Below are 26763 nucleotides of genomic sequence, written 5' to 3'. Positions count from 1 at the left end.
GTATCCCTGTACAATTTATTCAGCTATTCAAAGTACATTCGCTCAAAAGGCAGCTCGTATTGCGTTTGCTTAAACGAGATCCCTTTCAAATTTTTGGGAGCCAGAACGGTGACGCTGCCATTGGTGATGGGGATAAAGACGCCTTCGTCATGGACAAGAGTTAAAATATCCGCGTATAACGATCTCCGTGTCTTCTCGTCGGCGGACACCATCACATCATCGATTTTCTTATAGAGCTCGGCCGCTTTCGGTATGCCTTTGGTTGTATGCAGATAAGAGCCTTCCGCTGTAAAGGCGGCAATCGTACTTTGCGGATCGTAGGCGAGCCCCCATGTTTGGTTGAACAGCAGATCATAGTCTCCCGCGGCTCTTCTTTTCGCGATAGAAGAAGATGCTTCGCCGATAAGGTCCAGCTTAGCCCCGATTGTTGTCAACGAATGTTGAAGGAATTCAGCCTGCGTTTTTTGGGAGGAAGAATTGACGTCGTAGTAAAGCTTCATGGCTAAAGGGATTCCGGCTTTGGTTCTGATTTCTTTGCCGCTCTCCAGGCTCCAGCCCGCTTCTTCCAAAATCTTTTTCGCTGTTTCCGGATCGTAGCCCCGCTTCTTCAAATCGACGTCCGCATACGGGACATTGGAGGGGAATAGAGTGTTAGCCGCCGTTTCCATCCCGCTAAAAATTTGCTTGCTGACGGTTTCCCGGTCAATGGAATACCAGATGGCCTCACGTACGGCCTTTTCATGAACGGGGCCTGATTTGCCGCTGTTGGCCACGATCATTTTCGTATTCATCGCTTTACTTCTGACCAGCTGGAAATCACCCGATTGAACTAACCGGTTCATCGCTTCCACATCAATGCTGTCCGCGCCTCGATCATCCGTAAAGATAACGTTGACTTCACCCTTTTGCAGCGCTAAAAATGTCATTTCCCCGGCCGGAAGAACTTTCGCCGTCACTTTCTTCACTTTAGGCGCGCCGCCCCAGTAGTTTTCATTGGCTTCAAAAGTGGCGTACTGTTCGGTTTTATGTTCCTTGAGCTTATAGGGTCCGGTGCCGTTATATCCGCTCACGCCATCCTTTGTCTCCCCGTTAACGAAATTTTTGGGGGAGATGAATACGTAAGGCCGGGTCATCGACAATTCCAGCAAAGTCGGATAGTAGGGCTCCGATAGATTCAATTCCACCGTAAACTCATCCAGCACATTACAGCTCACGATCTTAGCGGATAGTTTGATCCAGGAATGCTTGCTTGCATTTTTTTGCACGGCTTCGATATTTTTCTTCACAGCCTCCGCGTTAAACGGTTCTCCGTCGTGAAAGGTCACATCTTTTCTCAGATGAAAGGTGTATGTTTTCCCGTCCTTTGAAGTTTCCCAAGACTCGGCCAGCAGCGGCTTGATTCCGTCTTCCGTATTTTCGACTAATGATTCATACACCATTCCTTGCGCCGGCATTGAACCCGTGTACAAATGGGGATTCATATCGTTGATATCTTTTGCCGTGGCGTACACCAATTCTTTGCTTCGTTCCGTGGACCCCGTATTCGTTTTCTTCTCGCCGGCGCAGCCTGCCAGCAGCGCAATGGAAATCATGAAAGCAGCTAATAAACCCGCTATTCTTCTCGTCACGTCTTCTCCTCCAGTATGCAGCGTACTATATGTTCTTTGATCCGGGCCTGATTTCTATTTCACTGCGTATCCTCTTCAAGTCTTCTTCAAAACTTTGGACGGTGAATGCATCCGACAACAGCTCGCCTTGCAGCCTATGCCGGGCCGCTTCCTCTATTTTCCGCTCGTAAGTTGCAATGAACGTATCAATCGTCGGACAGCTTGAATCTACATATCTCGCAATGCCTTGTATGATTTTTATTCGGTAGTAATCTTCCTTGGGCATGCGCGGGATGTCCCAGTACCCTTCATGGTTGACAAAGATTTGCCGAATGGGGACTGCCGAGAAATCGAAATATTTCCCATCCTGATCCGGTTCGGAAAAAGGGTCGATTAACAGCGATGTATACCGGATGTATACCAAATACTCTTGATGGATCGTTTCGAAATGAAGGAAGTTTTCGATCTCATGACGCGATAAGCTTTCCGGCCGCACCGGATAATTGTCGTCTGTCATGAACTTAAGCAAGTTAAGGCCGTCTATATTTAGCTTGCAGATAATGGCCGTCATCTCTTTCCAACAGGCCACCATATCGCGGATTAAACCGGGTGTAATGGGACCTTCGGGAAACATTTTGTATACAAATTTCTTGGGGGCCGCTTCTCCGAACAGGACATTTAACGAAAAGTCATTCATAAACAGAGGAGGATGGACATATAAGGAACTATTTCTCGTTTCCGCTTCGAATGGAGATCGCATGATTTCCAAGGTTATACCCAGTTGTTCATACAACGTACGAAGCTTCGTCACATGATCGGATGGAGCCTTCGTCGAGCCAATGAACACTTTTTTCTTGATTCCTGTCGTGATGACCTGATCGGACGGCTTGTCGTGCCTCCAGCGCGTATCGCCAAGATAGGTGGAAAAGCTAATAATTTCCGCATCCGCACGAATATCCGTCATATAGTGGCGGACTAAGCTGTTTGAACCGAAGGTCGGGGAAATTAAGACCACACACCTTACTTGCCGCAAAAGCTGTTCATGGATTTGTTGGAGTACCCCTATGTATGCATCCGCCGTAACGGACAAGATCACGGTATCCCATCTTCCCGTAATGCTCTCATATCCGTGAAAAACATCATCGATGACGCACTCGCCCTGCAGCCGCCGGTGCTTTTCATTTTGAATGTCTGCGCGGATACGCCGGTTGCTCTGCTTGAGCGCCGCAAAGAAGTGTTCGGAACGAACGGACTTTCGACCGGCGATTCCTACGCGGCAGTTCGCAACTTTTTTTAGCAGGACGGCCAATTGAATCGAAGCGGGACCCGTTCCCAGCACTAAGACTCGTTGAAATTCACCCATCTGACCCTTCCTCTCCCAAAATGAAGCCTATGCTTTTTGATACAAAGCGATATCAAACACGTGACCGGGACGCAAAACGGTTTCAACCAAGCTCCATTTGCGTCTGTTCACCTCTTGCATGGGGTAATTGAATAAAGATTTCAAGCCGCCGCCGTATCTCATGGCCACAATCACATGCCGATTGGTTAGCCGATCCAATTGATCCAGCAGTTCGTATTTATTGGCAACCGTTGAGCTGAATATGATGTGAGTCACCTCTTGTATACCGTCCAGATGCTCTGCGAACACGTTCTCCAGCCTGATTTTCAATCCGCTTCCCAACTCCTCTACAACCTTTCTTCCGAGTTCTACAGCCTCCCTGTCAATATCGATGCCGACCACTTCCGCACCGGTTTGCTTCGCTATGTACAAGGGCGTCATGGGGAATGAGCCCGAGCCCACCAGCAGCACTTTCGAATCCGCTGTCACTTGAAAGCTTCCAAATTCTTTTTCGATGCATGATTCTATATTTCGGAAATATTCCGTCCTTTCCGCGTCTCCATTCAACAGCTTCCATGCACGGTATTTTTCCATAATCGCGACACAAAACGCCGACGTCTTCCTCAAATCTTCAACTAGCCGGGACATATGTCCGGGATCTTGTCGGTTCAATAGTTCCCATGATTCTTCGTTAGCCTCGTTCGTAACGAAAGCGGAATAGTCATCTAGGATCGCCTCTAACTCGGAGCTTCGCTGGACGGTACCTTCGTAACGCTCTGCTACATGCGTAAATTTCGCTTGAAACCCGGTTAAAGTTCGTAGAAATTGTTCGGGCGTATACATACCTTCACTCCAATCCGATTCAGGATATTAAACATCAATAAAAGCTCTGCCTTGGGCTACAATTCCAACGGACCCTTCAATGGTAAGGCTTGTTACCTCGTCCTCCTCCCATTCGGCCATGACAGTCATGGTTCCGCCGGGCTGCTTGATTTGCGCAGAAACGGTCCCCTTGTGTTTCCAAGACAGGAAGGCACCCAGTGAAGCCGTGCCGGAGCCGCACCCTCTTTCCCAAATCATGCTGTCTAAGGAAGGGACATAAATGAGCGGAGCCAATTCGTCCGAATGACTCTTGAATAACAAGATGCCGATCACGCTGGCTTCCGAAGTCGCTCCAAGCAGCTTCGCCAAGGCCTGTGCCCGATTTCTCACGGTCTCATTGAAATGATCGACTTCGATCACAATATGTAGAAAGTCGGGATATCTCACCGTGACAATATCCAAGTCTTCGCCTTCAAACTTGATTGTCTTCCGATCGATTTTTTTGGGCGCAGGCATTGCAAGCCGGCACACATACTCTTCCTTGACTTTCTGCACCTGACAGGTGACTAACTGCTCCGTTCCGGAAGCTTCGAGGACAATTTCCATGAAATCGTCAGGATTCATTCCTTTTTCAGAGGCAAGAAAAGCGGCTAAGGCCATGCAAGCATTCCCGCAAAACTCACCTCCCGCCATTCGCAAATTGGCATCGGCTTCATAGTTGCCGGGTTTTTCGATGAAGCCTACTTGTTCGGCGTACACACTGTCGTAGGACATCATTTTAGCGGCGATGGGCTTATAGTCCTCAGCCAAGTGATTCGTTCTCACAAGAATGGTCATATTCTGGGTGGGATTGCATTTCACAAAGTCGATTTCATGTTTCATCAGACAACTACCCCTGGACCGATTTTTTTTAAAAAATGTAGGATCACGTCGCTCGACCGAATTTAATCGTAATCGTAACGATTACTATTATCATACTCACAATGCAGGAAAGCGTCAATCATAAAAAAAAGATGCCCGAATCGGGCATCCAAGGTTTCGTTTTATTGAGTGAAGCGATAAAAGATTGCCGCCTCTGCTTACGGCGCTTCCGAAGAAGAAATGCGGCACGTACGATCCGGCAAACGGAAAAGACCGCTTCCGCGGAAGCAGTCTTCTGTAGCAGTTCCGGCTTTAAGCTTCCCGGAACTGGTTCCTGTCGTCCTCTGTGATCGGTCGAAGGACGCGGCACGGATTGCCCGCGGCAATAACGTTTGCGGGGATATCCTTCGTAACCACGCTCCCCGATCCGATAATCGTATTGTCGCCGATCGACACGCCGGGATTGAGTATCGCTCCGCCGCCGATCCAGACGTTGTCGCCGATCGAGATCGGGAGCGCGTATTCCACCTCATTCGCTCTCGGTTCCGGATGAATGGCATGGCCTGCAGTAAACACGCTCACATTGGGACCGATCAGAACGTTGTTCCCGATCGTTACCCGATTGCAGTCGAGCATCGTTAAATTATAATTGGCATAAAAATTTTCCCCCAGCGAAATATTGTAACCGTAATCGCAGCGGAATGGGGGTTCTATAAAAAAGACTTTGCCCGTACGTCCGATAAGCGCACGGAGCAGTTCGTTCCGTTTCTCGACTTCGCCGGGACGCAGCGCGTTGTAGTCGAATAAGACTTCCTTGGCATGCTGCCGTTCGAGCAGAAGCTCCTCGCCGAAAGCTTTATAGGGTTTGCCGGCTAACATCTTTTGTTTCTCGGTCATAGGCTGCGGGGCCGTCATCGTGTCTGAACTCCTTTTTGTTCGTTTTGTATCATTTTCATTCTAACATGTTTACCGTTCGAGCCAAAACGCTAAGCGTTTACATTTCGTGTATATACCTTTTACTGGGATTTATGGTAAAATGAATTACGAAAGTATAAGCGCTTTAACTTTTGAAAGGAGGATCGCCTTCGTCTTCAAGCAAACCCTTAGTGCCATTCCAAACCAAAAGGACGTGTGGGAATGATTATGCATTGCAAACAGGTTGCTTTAAGTCTCTGCTTTTGTCTTCTGCTTGCTTTAATACCCGTGCCGGGAACGGCCAAGGCGGAAAGCGTGCCGGCTCCCTGGAAGCAGCAAAACATCGGTTCGCCCGCTCTGGCGGGCAGCGCCTCCTATGACCCGGGTGCGGGCCGTTTTGAAGTCAGCGGCTCCGGCACGGATATTTGGGGAAAATCGGACCAGTTCAATTTCGTCTATCAGCCCTGGACGGGGGACGGCTCGATCATAGCTCTCGTTTCCTCGCAGACGAATACCCACGATTTCGCCAAAGCGGGCATTACGATCCGGGAAACGCTGAAGCCGGATTCCAAACATGCCGATCTGCTTCTGACGCCTTCCAACGGATTCACGTTCCAGTATAGAACGGAAACAGGCGGCGCCTCCGAGAGCGAGAAAATCGCTTCCACCAGCCCGGCGTGGGTAAAGCTGGAGCGCAAAGGAAACGTCATCCGGGGGTATGTGTCCAACAACGGATTGAACTGGGGCGACCTGGGGACGCTTACTTTAAAGATGAACGCCTCCGTGTTCGTCGGCCTTGCCGTCTCCAGCCATAACACTTCCAAGCTGAGCACCGCCACGTTTACTAATGTGACGGTAAACGCGGCGGGCGATGTGTTTCCGCCGACCGAACCGACGAACGTTCAGGCCAGATCCGTAACCGATACGTCCGCGGAAATCGCCTGGACCGCATCGCTGGACGATGTCGGTGTCACCGGCTACGATTTGTACAAGGACGATGTTTTGACCCAGGCGAACGTTGCCGGTACTTCCTATACCTTTACGGGCTTGAAACCCGCCACCACTTACCGGTTTACGGTAAAGGCCAGGGACGCCGCCGGAAACAGCTCGGCAGCCAGCGCTCCTCTGTCGGTGACGACAACCAGCGGGTCCGATACGGAGAGCCCCGCCGCTCCGGCCGGACTTGCGAGTTCAAGCAAAACCTCCACGTCCGTCCAGTTAACCTGGACCGCAGCGACGGATAACGTAGGCGTGTACGCCTATGATATTTTCACGGACGGGAAATTGGCCGGCAGCACCGACAAGACCTCATTCAACGTGACGGGACTTGCCGCCAATACCTCCTACAGCTTTACGGTGAAAGCCAGGGATCTCGCCGGCAATGTGTCCCCCGCCAGTAAAGCGCTGTCGGTTAAGACGAACCCGGCCTCTTCGGAACCTTACACGCCCGAGGTCGTCGCTTCCAATCTGGAAACGCCGTGGGCGGTCGACTTCGCGCCGGACGGCCGGATTTTTTTCACCGAACGCAACAGCGGAAGAGTGCGCGTCATCGTGAACGGCCAGTTGAAGTCCGCGCCGGTCATTACGCTGGGATCGCCTTTCTACTACATGCCCAAGAGTGAGGGCGGTCTGCTGGGACTGGCGCTCGACCCGGATTTCGCCAACAATCATTATATGTATATTTACCACTCCTACAAGACCTCCGACAACAAAGTCGCCAATCGGGTGGTCCGTCTGATCGAAAGCAACAATACCGCCAAAATCGACAAAGTCCTGATCACGAATCTTCCCGGGGCGGTGTATCACAACGGCGGCCGTCTCAAAATCGGACCGGACAAGAAGCTCTATTTCAGTGACGGCAACTACGGCAACAAGGACGACACTCTAACCTATCTCGGAGGAAAAATATTCCGGCTGAATCTGGACGGCACGATTCCGTCCGATAATCCGTTCGGCGCTTCTTCGCCGATTTACAGCCGGGGGCACCGGAATCCGCAAGGATTGGCCTGGCAGCCCGGAACGAACCGGCTATTCGAGTCCGAGCATGGAGAATCGTCCAAAGACGAGATTAACTTCATTCAACCGGGAGCCCATTACGGCTGGCCGCAGTACGAGGGCGGAAATCAGAATCAGCCGGGCATTACGTCGCCTCTCCTTTACGCCAGCGGGACTACTTGGGCGCCTTCCGGCATCGCGTTTGTGACCAAAGGGCCGTGGGCCGGGAATCTGCTTGTCACCAACTTGAAGGGCAAACAGATTATCCGCATGACCGTCAAGGAACAGAACGGCAAGCCCGTCATCGACAGCGGCAGTCTCAATTATTTGTACGTGAACAAATACGGCCGCATCCGCGACATAGTCGAGGCCCCCGACGGATCGCTTTATTTCGTGACCAGCAACAACGGGGATAAGAACGGAGACGGATCGCCCGATAAGCTGGTCCGTCTGGCGCCTAACTTTTAAACCTTGCGTGTGAATGAGAAAAAGAGCGGGATCTCCCGCTCTTTTTGCTCTTTTTGCCTCTTTTATTAAAGCCGCCGAACGGCGGGCTTCTCGTTAAAACCGGTTCAACTTCGGCCGGTTCTGCTTACGCTTTTGCCAAAAAACAGGCAAGCCAGAAGAACGGCCAGCATAAGTGAGCTAATGGCCGGGACGACAAGCTGCGAAAGAAGCGCAAGTCCTTCACCGTCCACTACGAAAACGGCGGCTATCGCAAAAATCAAGACAAACAGGGCCAGCACGGCAAACCAGAAAGGCGCGGCGGAAACCCGCGCTCTCTCCTCTGCCGGTACGCGTAAATGGCGATGTATCCACCAGGCCGTCCCTATCAACCCGATCAGCGTGCTTCCGTGCTGCGCCGCTTTGTATACGGGAACTTCCAAGCTTCCCGCCGTTATCGTTCCGCCGAGGAAGGAGATATGGTTGACCAGCCAGGCGCCTTTGTGCGTGAATTGGTCCCAAACCAGGTGAGTACCGGTGCCTGCCAAGCCCAGAACCGCGACGGTGAACCAGCCTTTGAAGGAAGCGGGTATTCCGCCCTCCCTTCTCCAGCGGTAAGGAAACCGGCCGGGCAAATAATCGTAAAGCGCAGGCCGGACAACGGTTTCGAACAGCAGAAACAGCACGAGGATCATCGGAAGATTAAAAAGCACGATCCCCGCTCCATGGTGGCTCCAAACACCGGCAGCCCGGAACCGGACGAAATATTCGAAATCCGGGGACATGCACCCGATAATCAGAGCGGATACCGGAAGGGTCGTTTTGTTCCACCACGGCATAACCGCGACGGGATGCGCGAACGTAAAAGGCATATCTCTCCTCCTGTCTCATCTGTCCGAAACAGCCGCTTTTTTGGTTGATAAGAAAAAAATCCTTTCGTTCCGGGCGTACCTGCCTTTAAAATGGAGGTTGTTGCAATATACGCACGGTTATACGAAGGGAGTATTTACCATGTCTCAACCTGATGAAAATCCGGAAACGGTTTCCTATAAAAACCCGCAGGCGCTCCTGTCCGACTGCGAGAAATGCTTCGGCCTCTGTTGCGTGGCGCTGCCTTATGCGGCATCCGCCGACTTTGCGAAAGACAAGGATGCCGGTCAGCCGTGTTCCAATCTGCAGCAGGATTTCCGGTGCGGCATTCACACCGGCCTGCGCCGGCAGGGCTTCAAAGGCTGCACGGTCTTTGACTGCTTCGGCGCCGGACAGAAAGTGTCTCAGGTGACTTATGCCGGAGAAGACTGGCGCCGGGTCCCCGGGTCCGCGAAGCAGATGTTCGAGGTGTTCCCGGTTATGCGGCAGCTTCATGAGCTTCTGTGGTACTTGTCCGAAGCGCTGACTCTCCAGCCCGCCCGTTCTGTACACGGCGAGCTGCGCACCGCGCTGGACGAGACAGAACGCCTGACTTTCCTCGCCCCTGAAGCGCTTCTGGAGCTTGATGTCGCCGCACACAGGGGGAAAGTCAACGAGCTTCTTTTGCGGACGAGCGAACTCGTCCGCGCCGACGCCGCGAGCCGGCGGAAAGGCGGCACGCAGCGCCGCAAAATCGGCCGGGGCGCCGACCTCATGGGGGCGAACCTGAAGGGAGCCGATCTGAGCGGCGCCAACTTGCGGGGAGCGTACCTCATCGCCGCCGATCTCCGGAACGCCGATCTGAGAGGGGCTGACCTGATCGGCGCGGATTTCCGCGACGCCAATCTCGGCGGAGCCGATCTGCGCGGGAGTTTATTCCTCACGCAGGCCCAGCTCAATGCGGCGAAAGGCGATGCGCGCACGAAGATTCCGGCAGCGCTCGTTCATCCCTCGCATTGGTCTGCCGACGTACATTGAACGCAATGACCGGACGACAAGTGCGATTTGACGAGAACGTGAACCTTGCACGTAAACAACGGAGCAGTCGATTTTGGGCCGCGTGTTGCGGAAGAGAAGTGTCGCGAGCCGAATCGGCTTACGCTTCCCTCCGCCTCTCTTTTACAGTATAAGGGTCCCGCCCACATTTTAACAAAAATATACGTTAAGGACTGTTGAATAGTTAAAAAGCCGGGTTTTCCTACTCTAAGGAATCCGGCTTTTGTATTCTTCTCGCAGTGAATGTAAGGACTGCAGTGGCCGCCATGCGGATCGCTAAACTCCCGGTTGTCTACCTGATCTAAGTCCGCCGATACTCAGCCGTTGCAAAAAAAGAAATAAAGAACCGAACCTTTTTTCGATAGAGAGACAATATAGGGTGTAAGCTGCTTACTCAGGAGGGCCCTCTGAATGCAAAGTGAATATATGTACCAATTGCTCACAAAAATGAAAGATGGTGATCAACAGGCGTTTCACGCATTGTATGACGCCACCTATCAGAACGTCTACCGGACTGTCTCCTTTCTGGTGGATCATCGGCAGGATCGGGAAGATGTCATGAATGAGATCTACATGCAAATGTGGACCTCACTTGCCAACTACGATACGAACCGGCCTTTCCACTTCTGGCTGCACGGCTTGGTCATCTGTCAAGTGCAGAGATTTCGGGTCAAGAGCTGGCGGAGATTCCGAATTTTTGAACGCATCCGTGCCTTCACACGCGAGGAATCTCATTGGGATGAACCTGCCGTGTTGATGGATGGGACGAACCGAATGATATCGCAGGCCATCCAAACACTGACCGACAAACAGCGAACGGTGATTGTCCTCCGCTTTTTTCACGACTATACGCTGGAGGAAATCGCGACATTGCTCGATATTCCGCTGGGTACAGTCAAGTCCAGATATCACGCCGGTCTACAGGCGCTTCGAAAAAACGTATGGAATCTCCCCCCGGAAAGGTTGGAAAAGATCAATGACTATTGAACGCAAAATCCGTGAACAGCTGCACGAAGAAGCCGAAACGATGGAGTGCCCTCCGGCTATTACCAGACGAATCGAACAATCCTATTCTCACTATTTGCAACGAAAAAGGAGCGAAATAACCATGAAAAAACGATTAATCGGCGGAATAGTCGCTGCTGCGATTTTGATTCCAACCGCGGCCTATGCGGCCCCTACTTTGATTGAAATGCTAACGAGAACACCAATGACTGCCGAACAAGTCAAGGTGGATGAGGTTGGCAAAGCAGCACTTGAGAAGCTGTATCACGCATTTCCCGAAACAAAATCGTTTGAGATTATCGAGGCAAGCAGCGTTCAAGGTGTCCAAACAAGCATCATCCTGCAGGAAAAAGGAGGAACCGGCAAAAAGATTACCCTTCATACCAACGCCGTTACGGGTGCGATTGAACACGTGATTCAAGAGAATTGGGAGCCTAAGGAGAAGCCGCTCGCTGCTTTAACCGATCAGGAAATCAAGTCGAAGACAGATGTTCTGATTGATAAACTGTATGGCAGCGTCAAACAGTATGAGTTTGCTATGGAGCAAATGGACAATCCGGATCAAAAAACGTTTATGTTGAATTACAGCGAAAAGGGTTCAAAAACACCGTTCTACCAGGTATTCGTTCAGGGTAATACGATCAGTGCTTCTTTGATCGGAGGTGAGTCTACACCTTCAACCATTCAAGTAGAAGGTTTCTTCTCAAGAGATGGTAAGCCCGATTACTTTGCCGACGACTTTTTAAACGATGCCAAACTGTTTTCTTTACTAAAAATCAGCCCGACAGAATTAAAACAAGAACTAGCAAAAGGCAAATCGGTTGTGGATGTGGCCGCATCTAAACAGGTCTCTAAACAACAAGTGATTGATGTCATCGCAAAAACACAGGTTGATGGACAAATTCAAGGTGAAAAGAATGGCGACGTTCCTCCAGGCAATCGCTCAATTGAACAGATGTTAAAAGCTATTGAACCAAAAGTATTACAAGTGATTGAGCACAAAAATGAAACACCCTCGAAGAAATAACTAGTCAAGGCGGATGAGGTTACTGTTCTGACCTCAATTTGCACGGTGACCCGTAAGATGGACACTTTAAAAAAAGTGCCCCTCCTGCGGGTTACATGTGTTTGGAGTCATTTTCCGAATAAAATACGGCCAGCTTGCCATCACGTATGAAGTGAACCAGCGATCGCGATCGTCCTCATTGTTAAACTACTTCGATCATTTGCATTCTTGATCGTCAGGCGCCTCGAATCGCAGTACATACGCCTGCTCGTAAGCATATTGAAGATGGTCGGCCACACGTTGATACCACCTTTTACCCGGTGACAAATCGAGATACCATGTCGGTATCATGCGCCGGATGCCGACACGGAAACCCTCTTGAAAGAACATTTCCGCTATATGGTCGAGGGTATGCTCCTGCATGGGGATGGAGGCATTGCTGTTGATCCGCTCTTGGATATAGGGCAGACTTGGATTTTCGCTGTAATCGGCGAAGGTCGCATAATAGATCCCTCCCGGCTTTAGCGCTTTCTTCATCTTCCTCGCATGTTCTCCGAGATCGGGAATCAGATACAGCACTGCTAAACTGAAAGCCAGATCAAACCGTCCCTCGAATTGCTCCGGCTCCGCAGTGGCCACATATTGAATCGGCAGATCGCCTTTACGGCTATTGGCCACCTCGACCGACCGGCGTGCCAGGTCGGTACCGATGCCTTCCTTGAATGGTCTCTGCTCGTAGAGCAGCCGGAGGAATCCCCCCTGATTGCAGCCAAAATCCAGTACGCTGCACTGCGAGAGGTCTTCTTCCGGGATAAAGCTGAGCACCCGTTTCCAGTGGGGGATATGATCGTTCTCCATCCCCTGGTCACCCTCTTCATGATGCTTCCACCAAACATCGTACAGAACATCCTGATTCAATCGCTTTTCCTCCTCGTTTCAACGGACACTTTTTATATTCTAAGCTTTGTCTTAGGACTACTTTGGCGGTTCCCTCCGCACAATATCATGCAGCCGGCTACAATCAATACACCGCCTGCGACAGTCAGCAGGTCAGGCACTTCGTTCCAGAACAGATAGCCGAATAAAACGTTCAGAAATAAGCCGAAATAGCTGACTACCTGAACAATGATCGCATTCTCATGGGTAAAGGCCTTCGTCAGGAACAACTGACCAAGAAGCGATACAAGCCCGATGATCACCAGCATTACAGTCTCCCGGGCATCCGGTATAACGAACGAGTCCCACATGAAGGGAACAGCAACCAGCATAGAGGTCGCCACAAAATAAAACACAATCTCATAAGACGGATGCGTCCTGCTCAGATATCTTATCGATATGCTCGCTGCTGCGGAGAAAAAAGCGCTGAGCAGTCCGACGAGCGCATAGACCGAGTAGCTGGAATATTCGTGCAGTTTCATCAGCAGGAGAGCCCCCGCTAAAATAACAGGAAATACCACCGCTCCCCTGCGACTCAGCTTCTCTTTCAGAATGAGAACGGATAACATGGCCACAAAGATAGGGGCTAACTGTGCCAAGAGACTCGCGTCCGTGAGCGGGATGTTTGATAACGTGTAAAAAAAGGCAAGCATATACAGGCCGCCGCTCAGCCCTCTTACCGCTAGCATCGGGATCCCCTTTCTTGAGAAGGCTACTCCGCTGTACCGCATCAAGATCAAGATGAGCAGGGTTCCTACAAGTCCGCGAAAGAACGCGATTTCGGCGGCGGGGATGGTACTGCTGATGCCTTTCACCAGCGCGTTCATCACACTGAACACGAGGGAAGACAGAAGAGAAAGCAGAATTCCGTTTTTCATATTCACCTCAGACTGCATCCTATTCGCGCATAAACGCCGATACCAGTTGACGCGTATAAGGATGCCGTTCTTCACTGCAGAGCTGGTCGACTGGGAAACGGTCCATAATCCGCCCTTCCTTCATTACCAGGATACGGCTGCACATTCGCTGAACAACAGCAATATCATGAGAGATGAACAAGCAGGACATGCCGAGTTCCTGTCTTAACTGCTTCAGCAAGTTCAAAATTTGCGATTGTACGGTAACATCCAGACTGGAAGTGGGCTCATCACAGATCAGAAGCCGGGGTTTAAGCAGGATAGCTCGGGCGATGGCCACTCGCTGGCGCTGCCCCCCACTGAGCTCATGGGGGTACCGGTCTCCGAGCGTCCGCTCCAGACCGACCATCTCCAGCAGCTTGGCGGCCGTCTCTCTTCTTGACTGCCCTCTCCCTGCAAATTCCGAAAGATCATGACTTTGAAAATTATCAAACGGCTCCACAATAGAGCGCCAAATGGGCAGCCGGCTATTTAAAGATGAAGCGGGATTTTGAAAGACGGCCTGTATATCCTTACGTACCAACCGCAGCGCACGCCCTGTAAGGGCATTCAAGGATACTCCGTCAAAAATCACGTCTCCCGCATCCGGCCGCTCCAGCGCTAACAGCAGCTTGGCGACCGTGCTCTTCCCGCAACCGCTCTCCCCGACCAGCCCTAGACATTCCCCTCCATAAATTTCAAAAGATAGTTGCCGGACTGCCGCCTCCTGCTTGCTCTTGTTAGGGTAACTTTTCACAAGTTCAACGACTGTCATTAAAGGTGGATTGGGGGCGGTCTGATTCTCACATAAGCTATCATTGTTCTGCATGCTCGTTAACCTGCCGTGAGGAATGATCCGTGGACAAGCATCCCACAGCTGCTGCGTATAGGGATGCTGAGGCAGCCTGCAGATTTCAGCCGCTTCCCCCATTTCCAACAATCGCCCCTCCCGCATAACCGCCACCCGGTCGGCAGTGCGATGCACATGGCGAAGATCATGGGAGATAAACAGCACTGCGCATTCCGTTTGGGCGCGAAGCTCATCCAGCAGACCAAGTACCCGGTCAGCCGAGAGCGCGTCCAACGCTGTGGTCGGCTCATCCGCGATTAACAAGGCGGGGTGCAGCATAAATGCCGCGGCGAGCGCCGCCCGCTGCAGCTGGCCGCCGCTGAGTTGGAACGGATAACTGCCATACACGCGCTTCGCGGGCAGCATGACCCTCTCCAACCAGCTCAGCGCCAGGGTTTCCGCCTCTTGCGATGGCATCCTTTGATGGACACGGATCATTTCGGTCAGCTGGGCGCCGATTTTAATCAATGGAGTAAAGCTGCTGTGATAGTCCTGACTTACCCAGCCGATTCTGCGGCCAAGCAGCCCGTTTCTTTTCCTGCCCCGCTGTGTTAGAAGGTCATCTCCCTGAAAGGTGATTGTTCCCTGAGCTACCTGGAGCGACGAAGGCAGCAGACCCGTAATGGCCGCCGCGGTCACACTTTTGCCGCTGCCGCTCTCCCCAACGATGGCCAGCGTCTCCCCTTTTCGGATTGAAAAGGATACATCATGGATAATGGGCTGAGACCGATCCCTCCCTCTCCTGCAGATACATAACTCCTTTATAACCAGTACCGGTTCATCCGATGATGGGGTTACCCGCTCAAGTTCAACGGCTGACAATGAAGCACCGATAGCTCCCGGGGACCTTATCCCATGCTCCGTACGCATCACGAATACCTCCTCTTACGGCGGCTGTAACGGTCGCTCTGAACATCAAGTGCATCTCTCAAACCGTCGCTCAGCAGATTCAATGCGATTACAACAGCAAGAATAGTGACGCCCGGATAGATCATTAACTGCGGTGCCGCCTGAAAATAGGGTCGTCCTTCGCTCAGCATCGCCCCCCACTCGGGAGCAGGAGGTTGTACGCCCAAACCGAGATAAGATAATGCCGAAATAAGAAGGATTGTCCTCCCCACATCCAGGGCAGCCAGTACGGCCAGCGGGGAGGCGACATGCCGGATGAGATGACGCCGATTGACCGCCCAAGGGGTACTGCCGGCGACGATCGAAGCCAAGATATAATCTTGTTTCTTCTCGGACATTATGGTCCCGCGTACCACTCGGGCATAGCTGATCCACTTGATGCAGGAGACGGCAAGCAGAACCTTCATCAAACCCGGCCCCAAGAAGCCCGCAACTGTAACGGCTAGCAGAAATTCGGGGAGAGCGGCTGCCGCGTCGGCCAGCCTCATGAAATAAGCGTCCGTGCGGCCGCCCCTATAGCCGGACAGAATGCCGATCGGAATGCCGATCAGCATGACAACCGTCACGACCAGAAATGAGAGGCCCAGCGTGACCGGAGTGCCCGCCAGAAGCCTGGACCAAATACACCGGCCTAGATGGTCTGTGCCGAGCGGGTACTGCAGGCTGGAGGGTTTCAGCCGCTCTGACATGCTGATCAGAAGCGGATCATGGGGAGCAAGCCATCCCCCGAACAAGGCCGGCAGGAGAAACAACGCGATCATCAGCATCCCGATGCAGGCCATTCGGTTATGACGCAGCCTGTTCCATGCCGTGTTAGGAGCCAATGCGGTGCTATTCGCAATGCGACCGTTCATGCTTCTCTCCCCTTCGCATAACGAATTCTGGGGTCCATATACCCCAGGCTGATATCCGACAGCAGATTGGCAAGACCAATGCACAGACCCGAAAACAGAACATACCCTTGGATGATCGGATAATTACGCTGAGTAAAGGCTTCCATCGCAAGGCTGCCGAGACCCGGCCATCCAAAGAGAGATTCTGTGACAACGGAACCGGCCAGCAGACTGCCGATGCTCAGCCCGAAGAGCGAGATCACCGGAAGTAAAGCGGCTCTTAGCGCATGGTTTACCGTAATCCGCCATTCCGGGATTCCTCTTCCCCGTGCCGCCCGGATATACGGCTGCGAAAGGGTGTCCAGCAGTCCTGATCGCAGCAGCCGGATATACTCCGGCGCCATTACAAAACCCAGCGTAAGCGATGGCAGCACCAAATGCCGAAGATCTCCTCCGCCCATGACTGGCAGCCAGTTCAATTGATAGGAAAATAGATAGATAAGCAGCAGCCCGAGCCAGAAGGTCGGCATGGAGATGCCCAGTAATGCGATCAAGCGGCTGATATGATCCGGCCAGCGGCCTTGATACTTAGCCCCCAGTATGCCGAGTGGAACCGCGGTCAGCAGAACGACCAACATGGCTCCCGCCATCAGGGAAAACGTAGCCGGCATACGTTCTATGAGAATATCAAACACATCCCGGCCTGTCGTATAAGATTGTCCGAGATCCAGCCTTAGAACCCCGGCAAACCACCTTGCGTATTGCTCGTGAATCGGCATATTCAGACCAAGCTTCTCTTTTACAGCCGCCGCATCCACAGCGGATACCGCCCCTTCGTCCGCTTTCAGCACAGCCCGCACCGGATCGCCGGGTGCCAGCTTCATCAGGACAAAGGTAACGATACTCAAGAAGAAGAGAACACAGGCGAGATACGCAATCCGCCCTGCCGCAAGCTTGATCATCCTAGTTCACATCCAGCTTATTCGTGACAATGTAGAACTCTTCCGCTCCGGGCTTCCACCCGCTGATCCCTTTGTTTATACCTACCAGTATATTCGGATAAATAATATAGGAATGGGGGATCGCTTCCGCAATGACTTCAACGGCCTGCTGTGTGAGCATATTGCGCTTCTCCACTTCCCCCGTTTCGTTCAGCGCCTTCAGCAGAGGAGCAAGCTTCTCGACTTTAACCCCGGCGGGATTATAGGATTCGCCCGGCACATAAGCCGAATTCAGAAACGAGCCCCCGTCGCCGCGTGGCGAGGTAAGGTAACTGGATGTCGAAAGATCCCAATCGTTGTGATCCTTGATGTAGACATCCGGATATTCCACCGATTCGATCTTTAGCTCAATTCCCGCCTTGGCCGCCTCCGATTGGAGCAACTGCGGGATCAGCGGGAGCTCAGGGTTAATTCCGCTGAAGGCAATCAGCTTGAGAGTAAGCGGTTTGCCGTCTTTCTCCAGCTTGCCCTTCGCGTTTTTCTTGTATCCTGCACTTTCCAACAGCTCCAGTGCCCCTTGCGGGTCAAGCTTCTGATAGCTGCCTTTCCTGCCGAACGGCAGTGTGCTGTTAAACGGTCCGTTCGCAGGAAGCGCATGACCCAGCATCACGTCTTTGACGATAGCATCCCGGTCGATGAGTTTATCTATCGCTTGTCTTACCCGGATGTCTTGAACCGTGGCGCTCTTGGGATTGTACGTAAAATAATGCGTGCGGAGACTGGTAACCGATTGTATCGAAAGCTGTCCGTCTTGCTGGATCGCCGCCAGCGATTCGGGCGCCAAATGATACACAATACCCGCCTGCTTGGACTGTAAAGCCAGCGTCCGTACGTTAGCATCGGAATTAAATTGATACTTGATTTCGCTGAGCTTGGCCTTACCGTCCCAATATTCGGCGTTCCGCACTAGGGTAACCTCTTTCCCCGGAATAAAGGAGGCTACTTTGAATGGCCCCGTGCCCACCGGTGATTTGTTGAATGCTTCCTTTCCCACAGCTTTCTCGGCCGCTGTACTGATGATGCTTGCTGTCGGATGAACCAGTTCAGCGGGAAATGCAGGGAACGGTTCCTTGGTTTTAAAAATCAGCTCTTGTCCGTTTGCTTCAATGGACTCTACCTTCAAGGAAGCGGACAGGGCCGCGCTGTCAGCGATTCCTCGCTCGAATGACGCTTTTGCGGCGGCGGCATCCAGCTTAGTGCCGTCCTGGAAGAAGATCCCGTCACGCAGGGTAAACGACCATATCCGGGAGTCTTTTGTCTCCCACTTTGCGGCAAGCCAAGGCACCACCTGCATCTTCTCGTCCAGACGTACCAGCGTTTCCGAGATCCCCGCTCTGAGGGGAACCCAGGTGTTATGCGGGTCCAACGTATCGCTCGGGAGACTGTGGACAATGGTTAATTTCTTGGCGGCTTCCCGCTGCGTTGCATCGCCTGTCTCGGAAGGTTGTCCTTCCTTCAGCGGAGCGGCTTGATTGCAGCCGGTTAACAAGAGTACCGCACACAGCACGATCATGGCTGAAGTCGTTCTCAACCTTGGGCGGCTTCCCCCTTTTCGTTTGAATAAATCATACATCCTTCCCTTACTCCTCCTTACCATGAATCGGCTTTATAAAAAATCCTATTCCACTTTAATTCCAAGCTCGGCATGCCTTGTCGCATGTGCAGCCCAAGAGAGCTCTAGCTCGCTTAGAATAAGGTCTGCCTCCCTCTCTGTCGTATCCGTGAAAAGATCGGGCTGGAAGTGCTCTATGCCCTCTTCTTCCACAAAAGAAGACAGCTTGCTCTCAAACTTGGTGATGAAGGCGGACGTTTGCGGCATCGAGAGATTTAACTGTTTGCCTAAACGCTCCACCAGCTTTATTTTCTTATAATCCTCGTACGGCACTCTGGGAATGATCCATTTGCCCTCGGAGTCTTTCGAAATTTGTTTATAAGGAAAAGCCGAGAAATCCGGATATTTGCCTTGTTCATCCGGTTCGGCAAACGGGTCGATCAGAATGGAAGCATATCGGACATATAAGAGGTACTCTTGCTTGACCGGATCCGCTTGGGTAAAGCCTTCGATATCCTCCCGGGAGAGTGTGGTCTCATGAACAGGATAGTTGTCATCGTTAAGGAACTTAAGCAGATTGATCGGTTCGGCGTGCAGGCGGGTAACAAGCTCCCCTATTTCCTTCCACAGCAGCAACATAGATTGGATTGCCTGCGGGGTAATGGGTCCTTCCGGGTACAGCTTGTACATATATTTTCTGGAGGGTATACGGCTAAATATCTCACTCATTGAGAACTCATTGATGAAAAAGGCCGGATGTACATAAGTCGTAATACTGCGACTTTCGGCAGCCGCAGGATGGGAAACGCTTTCGAATTGAATGCCGAGCGACTCAATAAACCGTTTTATATCGCCAATCGTCCGACTGTCCGGCTTACTGCTGCCGACTGTAACTTTGCGCTTGAGTCCTCGTACGATCGATCTCAGCACTGTGGACTGACCTGCTTCAAATGCGAACCTGGAGGCCCCGTAATAGGTGGAAAGAGAGATGATCTCGATATCGGAGCCCAAGGGTCTCACCAAACTCTGCACCAGCAGATTCGATCCGATACCTGGCGAGAGAAGCACAATTCGCTTTACCTGAGAAAGGTTCTCCAGCCTTAACGCGCCGATGACATCTGAATAGCTGTCGGATGGCGTACACAGAATCACGGTATGCCACTTATCGTCAATTCCATCGAAGCCATCGTAGTAATCGTCCAGTCGGACCTCACCCGTAAGATGACGCTTTGATTGAATCTGTACGACAGAAGAAAGGGTATAGCCTTGCCGATCAAGCTCACATAGAATACGGGTAGAATGCGCTCCCTTGCGATTCGCCAGGCCCAGCCGGCCGCACCATCCCCCGCCTACATCCACAGCGATATGAATGCCCGCCGGTCCCGCTCCCACGATCAATGTATTTCCGAGCGGGGGAATCACCTGCTCAGGACTAGTCAAAGGCAATCGTCCTTTCTCGGGTTAGTCGTTTGGACTCCATAAGAACCGTGTCGTAGAGGCTATTGTTTCTAACAACGGGCGTCAGATTCCACTCATATGACAAGTCCGCATGCAGAGGATAATTAAACAGCGACTTCAATCCGTTGCCGTAACGCACAATAATTTTGGTGTCCGGCCTCGCCGTGCGCTTCACCTCTTCAACGATCTCCAGCTTATTCGCAACGAGAGAAGCGACAAAGACATGGGTAGCCTCTTGGATAAATGGATGGTCCGATAATCGGCCTCCCGCAAACTCCACCAGGGTATGCAGTCCGGAAGCCGAGGCAACCTGAAAACCGAGTTTGACGGCTTCCTCATCAATATCCAGGCACAGCACCTTGGCTCTCGATTCCTTGGCTATCGTTAAAGCCGACAGCGGATAAGCTCCCGAACCGATAAAAAGCACTCTGGATGCCGGTCCGATCCCGAATAAATCAAGCTCCTCCTGAACGGCATGGGACAGCTGCTCGATGTAAGAGGTAGCTTCCAGCTCTTTGTTGATCAACAGCCGCGATTGGTATTTCTCCATGTCACACAGTGCTTTGACCGATGTCTCCCGCAGCTTCTCGCTGTATTGTCTCACTTCATCATGGGTTCCCCATTCATGCCAACGCTTTTCATTTTCGTCGTTTACCATAAACCGGCAAAGATCGTCAAGCTTGATCTTTAGAAGTTCGAAGCACTCCGGATATTCTCTTGAGAACGCATTCAATTGATTGATTTCATACTCAAGCGATTGCAACGAGAGCAAGAAAGCGTATTTACTTTTCACAAATTCTCCCCTTCCCAGCTTAATCATCCGCTTAGCGGCTTTAAAAAAACAATTGTAAGAGACTCACTCCTTCCCGACTTCATGTAGAATTGTAAAAGACAGTTTAAATATTACATCAATTGGATCAATTGAAATATAGCTAACTATGGCTATTTTTTCCTTACCTTTACGTTCAACCGTTAAGCATTTCATCCATTATTCTTATAAAATTGCGTATGTGTCACTGGCCCAACGAAGCTTTATCATGGAATGAAAAAACCAGCAGCGGCAAAGTTTTTGCCGCTGCTGGTTTTAAAATCAGTCTCAAGTATAGATACTACTTTGTCTCATGTATTGATCAAATGAGTCTCTGGTATAGCCGTTACTGGTTGCTCCCACTAGAACATTTCTTTTGTGCCGGATGCGGTCTACCGGCTATACCCGCTACAGAAGCAGCTTTAGTTCATGAAGCCGGTCGAAAATGAGCCGGCTGACAGGAGAGACATGTTCCCGGTCGCCGTAAGCTAACCAGACCAGCTCCTCGATTTCGGAAGCCGGGCTTAGATCGCCTTCGAAATCCGCTTGGTAGCAAGCCATCCGCACGAGAACTCCTTCCTCTTTTCCGTGAGCCTGGGCTTCGAACGTCCCGAAATGCGACACCGTTTCGGGTTTGATGCGGACGGAAACCTCTTCCTCCACTTCACGCACAAGCGTATCCGTGTCGGTTTCGCCGGGGTCCCGTTTGCCGCCGGGAATGTAATACGTATTTTTTCCTTTGGAACGCGCGCTAAGAATGCGGCCGTTTTCCACATAGATCCACGCGATTTTATCAATACTTGCTGCTGTCATACGGTGTACCCCCGCTTGATTTTTCTCAAAAGTATACCACCTTCCGTCCTTTTTTCAAAGGCGCAGGCAAGTACAAAGCGGGTGGGGCACCTCGGTCTTCACACCGCGGCCGGCTGTTCATTTCCGGCCGGCGGCCCGCAGCAGCAGCGTTACGGCTTCCGCACGCGAAGCCGGATCACCCGGCGCGAATATGCCGCCGTCGCGTCCCGCGACAAGTCCCAGCCCGGCGGCTGCGCCGACATACCCGCGTGCCCAGACCGGAATGTCGCCGTCGTCGGCAAAACCGGTCTGCGCCGTCGGCTCCGCCGGCAGCTTCAGCGCACGGGCGGCCATGACCGCCATCTCCGCGCGGGTGATATCCGCCCCGGGCCGGAACGTGCCGTCCTCGTAGCCGTCGACGATGCCGGCTTCGACGGCTTGAGCCGCCGCCGTCCCGGCCCAGGCGCCGATATCGGCCGCGTCCGCAAAGCCGGGCAGGGCCGCGTTGCCTTCAAGGTGCAGCGCTCTTGCCAGCAGCACCGTGAATTCAGCCCGCGTCACCCTGACGTCCGGCCGGAATGTGCCGTCGGGATACCCGTCGGCAATCCCCTCCGCGGCTGCTCGGGAGACCGCTTCCTCCGCCCAGTGTCCGGCGGTGTCCCGGAAAAGCGGAGGCGGATTCGCGCCGGCCTCCTTCACGGCAAAGACGGCGAATATCCCCGTGTCGGCCGCCTCCACGCTGATTTTGCCGCCCGTGGCTGCGCCTCCGAGCCGGGTCCACTCTTTCCGGTCGGGATCATAGGTGAAAACGGCAGCTTGACGGCCCGCGCCTGTCTTCCCCGCTTCGTAAGCCAGTGTTACCTTAATCGGCTTTACCAGACTTGTGCCTGCGCTGCGCGTCACTTCAAAGACAGGACTGACTCTCTCCTGTTCCCCGCCAATAAGACCGGAAGGTGCCGTGATTTTTCGGATACCGAACGTAACGGTTTCCTTCGAGGCTCCGGCAGGAATCTCGATACTGATCTCGCTTCCAAGACGAGTTGTTCCCCCTTCGCCCGGCTTCAACGTGAGTAGGCCGGTCTCGCCGTCAGGCTGTGTACCGCCTGCGCCGCTTGAGCCGCCGCCTGTACCCGTACCGCTGCCTCCGTCTTCCGGACTCCCCGGATCAGGGTCCGTTCCCGGATGGTCGATGGACTCTTTTAAACGGGCGTTTAAATCGCGGAGCGTGTCTATGACCGTTTCGAAGCGGACCGGATACTCCAGCAGCAGATTCTCCACCTGGCGGCGTATATCCGGACTGCCTTTTCCGGTAGACAGCAGCTTGCCGGCTTCGGCGATCAATTCCTGGTACGGCGCCATTTTGTCGTCGCCGAATACTTCGAACTCGTAGATCGAGTACCCGTATTTGGTGCCGTCTACCGGTTTTCTCTCGACTCCCTGGAATTTAACGTACCTCGCCTTTACAGGCTGAAAGTCGATCGTGTCCAGCTTGCCGGCGGAAGACAGGATCGTGTCACCCCCTTTGACATTGGTCCATGTCTGCTTGTCTTCGGATACGAGAAGCTTGAACTTCTCCGCCGCCGTCTCCCATCCGATCTGGATTTTGTTGATCGTCTGGGCTTCTCCGAGATCGACGATCATCCAGGAAGCGTCATCGTACGCGCTCGACCACCGGGTGAACAAATTGCCGTCGATCGTATTGCCCGGCGTATGCTCGGGAGCTTCGAGGGGTGAGGACTCCGCTTTTTGATGAAGAGCCCGATTATTGACATCCAGCAGAGGCAGAAATTCGTTGTAAATGTGCAGATTGTCGATCGCGCCTTTAAAGGCGTTCGTTTCGCTTCCGATTTTCTGAACCGGCAGCATCAGCGTCTGAATGCGTCTGACCGGCAAACCGAGTTTTTCGGCGTATTCGTTGCCGTTCACATACAGAGACACCCCGGCCGCATCCCCCGTCAAGTATAGATGCGTCCATTTGTCAGCCGGTACCTCATAGTTGAATACGCTGTCGTAATCCTCTTTGGAAAAGCCCAATTTGCCCGTTTTTCCTTGTTTCAGCTTAATTTTCCCGATAGGAGACTCCATCAGTACGGCATCGTCCGGGTTATCCCGTTCCGGCTTGATCCACATGGAAACCGTCCAGCCGAAGCCCATCGTGTCAATCGGGGTCTCGACGTAGCTTTTTCCGCCCCGGAATTGGGCTGCCTTGCCGTATTTTCCTTCTGTAAAAGCGATATTCTCGCCTTTTCCGTGAAACTTGTTTCCGGAAGTGTCTTCCGTCCCCCCGTCGAACGGATACCGGATTGCCAAGCCGTCCGGCTGATCCACATGTATGCGGTGCAGGCGGTTCACGCCCGGCGCTTCGCCGATTTCAGCCGCCGTCGCCATAAACGCGTCGTAATCGCTGCCTTCCCGCGCTCCCTGCCACATTTTCTCCGAAAGAACCTGCATCGCGGGCAGCATCCGGACATGAGAATCGTCCATCGAAACGCCGGTTTCGTACGAAATATCGTTCCAGATGGCGAACATGCCGCCTTTGAGCCGCGGAAGCCCGTAAGGCAGCGTTACGCCCGGCCATTTCACCGGCTCCCACTGCCGGTAAAGAAACGGGGTATTCAAATAATCGCGGTACAGCCGCGGAACAAGATACATATAATTGGTATCGAAATTGACGATGTCATAGCCCAAATCCATCGCTTGTTTCGGCCCTCCGTACGGCTCATACCAGATGCCCATGGTGGCCTCGCTGCTGATGGGAGTGGACCCGGCATATTCGTTCAGCCCTCCCCATAAATACGGATGCTTGCCTTTGCTGTTGATGTGCTTGATAAGCGTATCCATATAGCCGCGGAAAACCTCTTTCGAAGGCCCCCAATATTCGTCCGTCCCGATATGGACATCCGGCCCGAGAAATGTCGGGTCTCCATTGTTGTAGCCGTCGATATATTCGTCGAAAAGACTTTTGACAAAATTCACGGCAGCGGGCTTCGTAATATCGAGGGAGTGGTCCGTGCCGAGCGAAGGATCGTACGTCGTGAAAATGCGCGAGTGGCCCGGCGTATCGATTTCAGGGATGATGTTAATTCTGTAATCGCTTCCAAGACGCTGCAGCTCGCGGAACTCCTCCTTCGTGTAATGACCGTCGGAACTCGCCAGGCCGGGATAACGCTCGCTTTCCAGACGGAAGGCGGCTCGCTGCCCGTTCTTAAACGGAACGCCGACGTCATCGTTCAGATGAATCTGCAGGTCCGTCATCTTGTACCAGGCCAGCAATTTCACGTAATCCCGCAGAAAATCAATCGTATAAAACTTCCGGGCGACATCGATCATCAGCCCCCTCGTTTCGTACTTGGGGTAGTCGCGTGCGGTTCCGGCCGGAAGATGGCGGCGCTCAGGGTCTTGTTTCAGAATCTGCAGAACCGATCGGGTTGCCCAGAAAACGCCTTTCGTTTCCGGAGCTGTAATCGTAACGGACTCCTTCACATCCAGCAGATAACCTCCCGCGCCCAGATGCTTCATAGCCGGGTCCAGCGTCATGTACACGTCCCCGGCGGATGCTTTGCCCTGCACGATCTGCGGATTCAGGCCGGTCATCTCTTGCAAATCGGCCCGGACGATCTCGGCCGTTTGCCGCAAAGCAGGCTCGCTTATTACGATCCTGGAGGAGGCCGACAGGGCAAAGCGGCCCGTTCCCCCGGCCCATTCGCGCAGCGAAGGAATGACTTTCGGTTCGGGATTGAGACCCGGTGTCTGTGTGTACAACCCGGGAATATGCACGCCGATGTTGCCGGTTACTCCTTTCCGCGAAGGATCGGATTCGCTCTCCACCTGCAGAAGGAGCTGGACGGTTCGGTCCGACAACGGCGGGTGAACGGTTCCTTCTTTGTCGATGACCGGCAGAGCGTCGCTGCCGTACACGGATATTTTATAACCGGGCGGCATGGCAGGCAGATTTAGAGAGGTCTGCCCCTTCACGACCGGGTCTAGCTTTTGAATGCCGCCGATGATTTTGGCGATCGGGTCCTCTTTATACACCTCGAATTCGTAAAAAGAATACCCGTACAGGATGCCGTCACTCGCCGGCGCACGCTCCACGCCTTGGAACTTGACGTATCTCGCTTCACGGGAAGGGAAATTCAGCACTTCTTTGCCGCCTTCGCATTGGATCAGGCCGTCATTCTCTCGGATGTTCTCCCATACGTCGCCGTATACGGAAGTGAGCACCCGGTACGATTTGGCGGGCGTCTGCCAATGGATCGCCACTTGGCCGATCTCCCTTTTCCCGCCGAGATCGACCTCGAACCACTGATCGTCCGTTTTGGCGGAAGACCACCGGGTCCCCATATCCCCGTCCACGGCCATCTCGGGATACAAGCCGTAATCCACTTCATTGCCCGAAACTTTAACGGATTTCTTCAGGGCAAAGTTTTCGCTGCCGCCGGCCGGTGCGTTCAGAAGCAAGGGCCCGGGACGTACGTCCGGAGCCGGCCGTTCAGCCGATCCGCCATACGTTTCTTCCGTAACTGGAGTGTCTAGCGGAGCATTTCCCGTTTGCACGTCCGCTCCTAGCCCGAGCGGGTTTTGAGCGGCATACACGGCGGGTTGGCCCGCACTTAAAACGATCGAGAATACAAGTACAAATGTCAGCATGAAGGAAAGCTTCGCTTTCATTCCTTGATTCGTCTTCATTTACTCATCCTCATTTCTTTGTGAAGGACTTTAGCTCGTTTTTCCGTCCTGCGCGTAAGAGACATAGGTCGGGCCCGGCTCCTGCTGTTGCTTTCCGATTTATTTTCCGGTTTCTTCATTCCCCTCCTTCCGACGCT

The 26763-nt window shown here is 52.7% G+C and carries 20 protein-coding genes; 4 read left to right on the top strand and 16 right to left on the bottom strand.

Annotated features, from left to right (window positions below):
* Window positions 1-23: 23 nt before the first annotated feature.
* From cntA to ABH899_RS14250, 5 genes are all read right to left on the bottom strand, one after another.
* The gene (gene cntA / locus ABH899_RS14270) at window positions 24-1628 is read right to left on the bottom strand and encodes a staphylopine-dependent metal ABC transporter substrate-binding lipoprotein (RefSeq protein ID WP_483312621.1); all 1605 of its coding nucleotides are present in this window, start codon (window positions 1626-1628) and stop codon (window positions 24-26) included.
* Between the two features lie 25 nt (window positions 1629-1653).
* Window positions 1654-2970, bottom strand: a complete 1317-nt coding sequence (locus tag ABH899_RS14265; RefSeq protein WP_369997236.1) for an opine metallophore biosynthesis dehydrogenase — start codon at window positions 2968-2970, stop codon at window positions 1654-1656.
* Between the two features lie 27 nt (window positions 2971-2997).
* Window positions 2998-3792: an SAM-dependent methyltransferase gene (locus tag ABH899_RS14260; RefSeq protein ID WP_369997233.1), complete on the bottom strand. Its 795-nt coding sequence runs from the start codon at window positions 3790-3792 to the stop codon at window positions 2998-3000.
* Window positions 3793-3819: 27 nt separating this feature from the next.
* The gene (locus ABH899_RS14255) at window positions 3820-4653 is read right to left on the bottom strand and encodes a histidine racemase CntK family protein (protein ID WP_369997230.1); all 834 of its coding nucleotides are present in this window, start codon (window positions 4651-4653) and stop codon (window positions 3820-3822) included.
* Window positions 4654-4944: 291 nt separating this feature from the next.
* Window positions 4945-5547 (bottom strand): sugar O-acetyltransferase, encoded by a 603-nt coding sequence (locus tag ABH899_RS14250; RefSeq protein ID WP_369997228.1) that lies wholly within the window; start codon window positions 5545-5547, stop codon window positions 4945-4947.
* Window positions 5548-5769: 222 nt separating this feature from the next.
* Between ABH899_RS14250 and ABH899_RS14245 the strand changes: the two genes are divergently transcribed.
* Window positions 5770-8010, top strand: coding sequence for a PQQ-dependent sugar dehydrogenase (locus tag ABH899_RS14245; RefSeq protein ID WP_369997226.1), 2241 nt, complete (start codon window positions 5770-5772; stop codon window positions 8008-8010).
* Window positions 8011-8114: 104 nt separating this feature from the next.
* On the opposite strand, the gene ABH899_RS14240 is transcribed toward ABH899_RS14245, so the two are convergent.
* Window positions 8115-8858 carry a DUF4184 family protein gene (locus ABH899_RS14240; protein ID WP_369997224.1) on the bottom strand — a complete coding sequence of 248 codons (744 nt, stop codon included), beginning with the start codon at window positions 8856-8858 and terminating at the stop codon, window positions 8115-8117.
* 139 nt (window positions 8859-8997) lie between these two features.
* Between ABH899_RS14240 and ABH899_RS14235 the strand changes: the two genes are divergently transcribed.
* The 3 genes from ABH899_RS14235 to ABH899_RS14225 all read left to right on the top strand — a co-directional run bounded on the left by ABH899_RS14235 (window position 8998) and on the right by ABH899_RS14225 (window position 11923).
* Window positions 8998-9873, top strand: a complete 876-nt coding sequence (locus ABH899_RS14235) for a pentapeptide repeat-containing protein (RefSeq protein WP_369997221.1) — start codon at window positions 8998-9000, stop codon at window positions 9871-9873.
* A gap of 429 nt (window positions 9874-10302) precedes the next feature.
* A complete protein-coding gene (locus tag ABH899_RS14230) occupies window positions 10303-10878 on the top strand; it encodes a sigma-70 family RNA polymerase sigma factor (protein WP_369997218.1) in 576 nt (191 codons plus the stop codon).
* Window positions 10868-11923 (top strand): hypothetical protein, encoded by a 1056-nt coding sequence (locus ABH899_RS14225; RefSeq protein WP_369997215.1) that lies wholly within the window; start codon window positions 10868-10870, stop codon window positions 11921-11923. The genes ABH899_RS14230 and ABH899_RS14225 overlap by 11 nt, the downstream gene beginning before the upstream one ends.
* A 195-nt stretch (window positions 11924-12118) precedes the next feature.
* Here the strand turns inward: ABH899_RS14225 and ABH899_RS14220 are convergent, their stop codons facing one another.
* The 10 genes from ABH899_RS14220 to ABH899_RS14175 form a co-directional block, all read right to left on the bottom strand.
* On the bottom strand, window positions 12119-12820 hold the full coding sequence (locus tag ABH899_RS14220) for a class I SAM-dependent methyltransferase (RefSeq protein WP_369997212.1): 702 nt from the start codon (window positions 12818-12820) through the stop codon (window positions 12119-12121).
* Between the two features lie 32 nt (window positions 12821-12852).
* Window positions 12853-13716, bottom strand: a complete 864-nt coding sequence (locus ABH899_RS14215; RefSeq protein ID WP_369997413.1) for a DMT family transporter — start codon at window positions 13714-13716, stop codon at window positions 12853-12855.
* A gap of 19 nt (window positions 13717-13735) precedes the next feature.
* Entirely contained in the window at window positions 13736-15454 is a 1719-nt protein-coding gene (locus ABH899_RS14210; protein WP_369997209.1) for a dipeptide ABC transporter ATP-binding protein, read from the bottom strand.
* Window positions 15454-16347, bottom strand: coding sequence for a nickel transporter permease (gene nikC / locus ABH899_RS14205; protein WP_369997206.1), 894 nt, complete (start codon window positions 16345-16347; stop codon window positions 15454-15456). The genes ABH899_RS14210 and nikC overlap by 1 nt, the downstream gene beginning before the upstream one ends.
* Complete coding sequence (gene nikB, locus ABH899_RS14200) at window positions 16344-17288, bottom strand: nickel ABC transporter permease (protein ID WP_369997203.1); 945 nt, start codon at window positions 17286-17288, stop codon at window positions 16344-16346. The genes nikC and nikB overlap by 4 nt, the downstream gene beginning before the upstream one ends.
* Before the next feature lies 1 nt (window position 17289).
* A complete protein-coding gene (nikA, locus tag ABH899_RS14195) occupies window positions 17290-18858 on the bottom strand; it encodes a nickel ABC transporter substrate-binding protein (RefSeq protein ID WP_369997200.1) in 1569 nt (522 codons plus the stop codon).
* 87 nt (window positions 18859-18945) lie between these two features.
* Window positions 18946-20319 (bottom strand): opine metallophore biosynthesis dehydrogenase, encoded by a 1374-nt coding sequence (locus tag ABH899_RS14190; protein WP_369997197.1) that lies wholly within the window; start codon window positions 20317-20319, stop codon window positions 18946-18948.
* Window positions 20312-21130: a nicotianamine synthase family protein gene (locus tag ABH899_RS14185; RefSeq protein ID WP_369997194.1), complete on the bottom strand. Its 819-nt coding sequence runs from the start codon at window positions 21128-21130 to the stop codon at window positions 20312-20314. The genes ABH899_RS14190 and ABH899_RS14185 overlap by 8 nt, the downstream gene beginning before the upstream one ends.
* Before the next feature lie 423 nt (window positions 21131-21553).
* Complete coding sequence (locus tag ABH899_RS14180; RefSeq protein WP_369997192.1) at window positions 21554-21958, bottom strand: NUDIX hydrolase; 405 nt, start codon at window positions 21956-21958, stop codon at window positions 21554-21556.
* 117 nt (window positions 21959-22075) lie between these two features.
* A complete protein-coding gene (locus tag ABH899_RS14175; RefSeq protein WP_369997189.1) occupies window positions 22076-26626 on the bottom strand; it encodes a galactose-binding domain-containing protein in 4551 nt (1516 codons plus the stop codon).
* Window positions 26627-26763 lie beyond the last annotated feature (137 nt).

This window comes from Paenibacillus sp. RC84, assembly GCF_041260495.1.
Classification (GTDB): domain Bacteria; phylum Bacillota; class Bacilli; order Paenibacillales; family NBRC-103111; genus Paenibacillus_F.
Note: the sequence above shows the minus strand (reverse complement) of the source record. Positions and strands in the feature narration are given on the sequence as shown.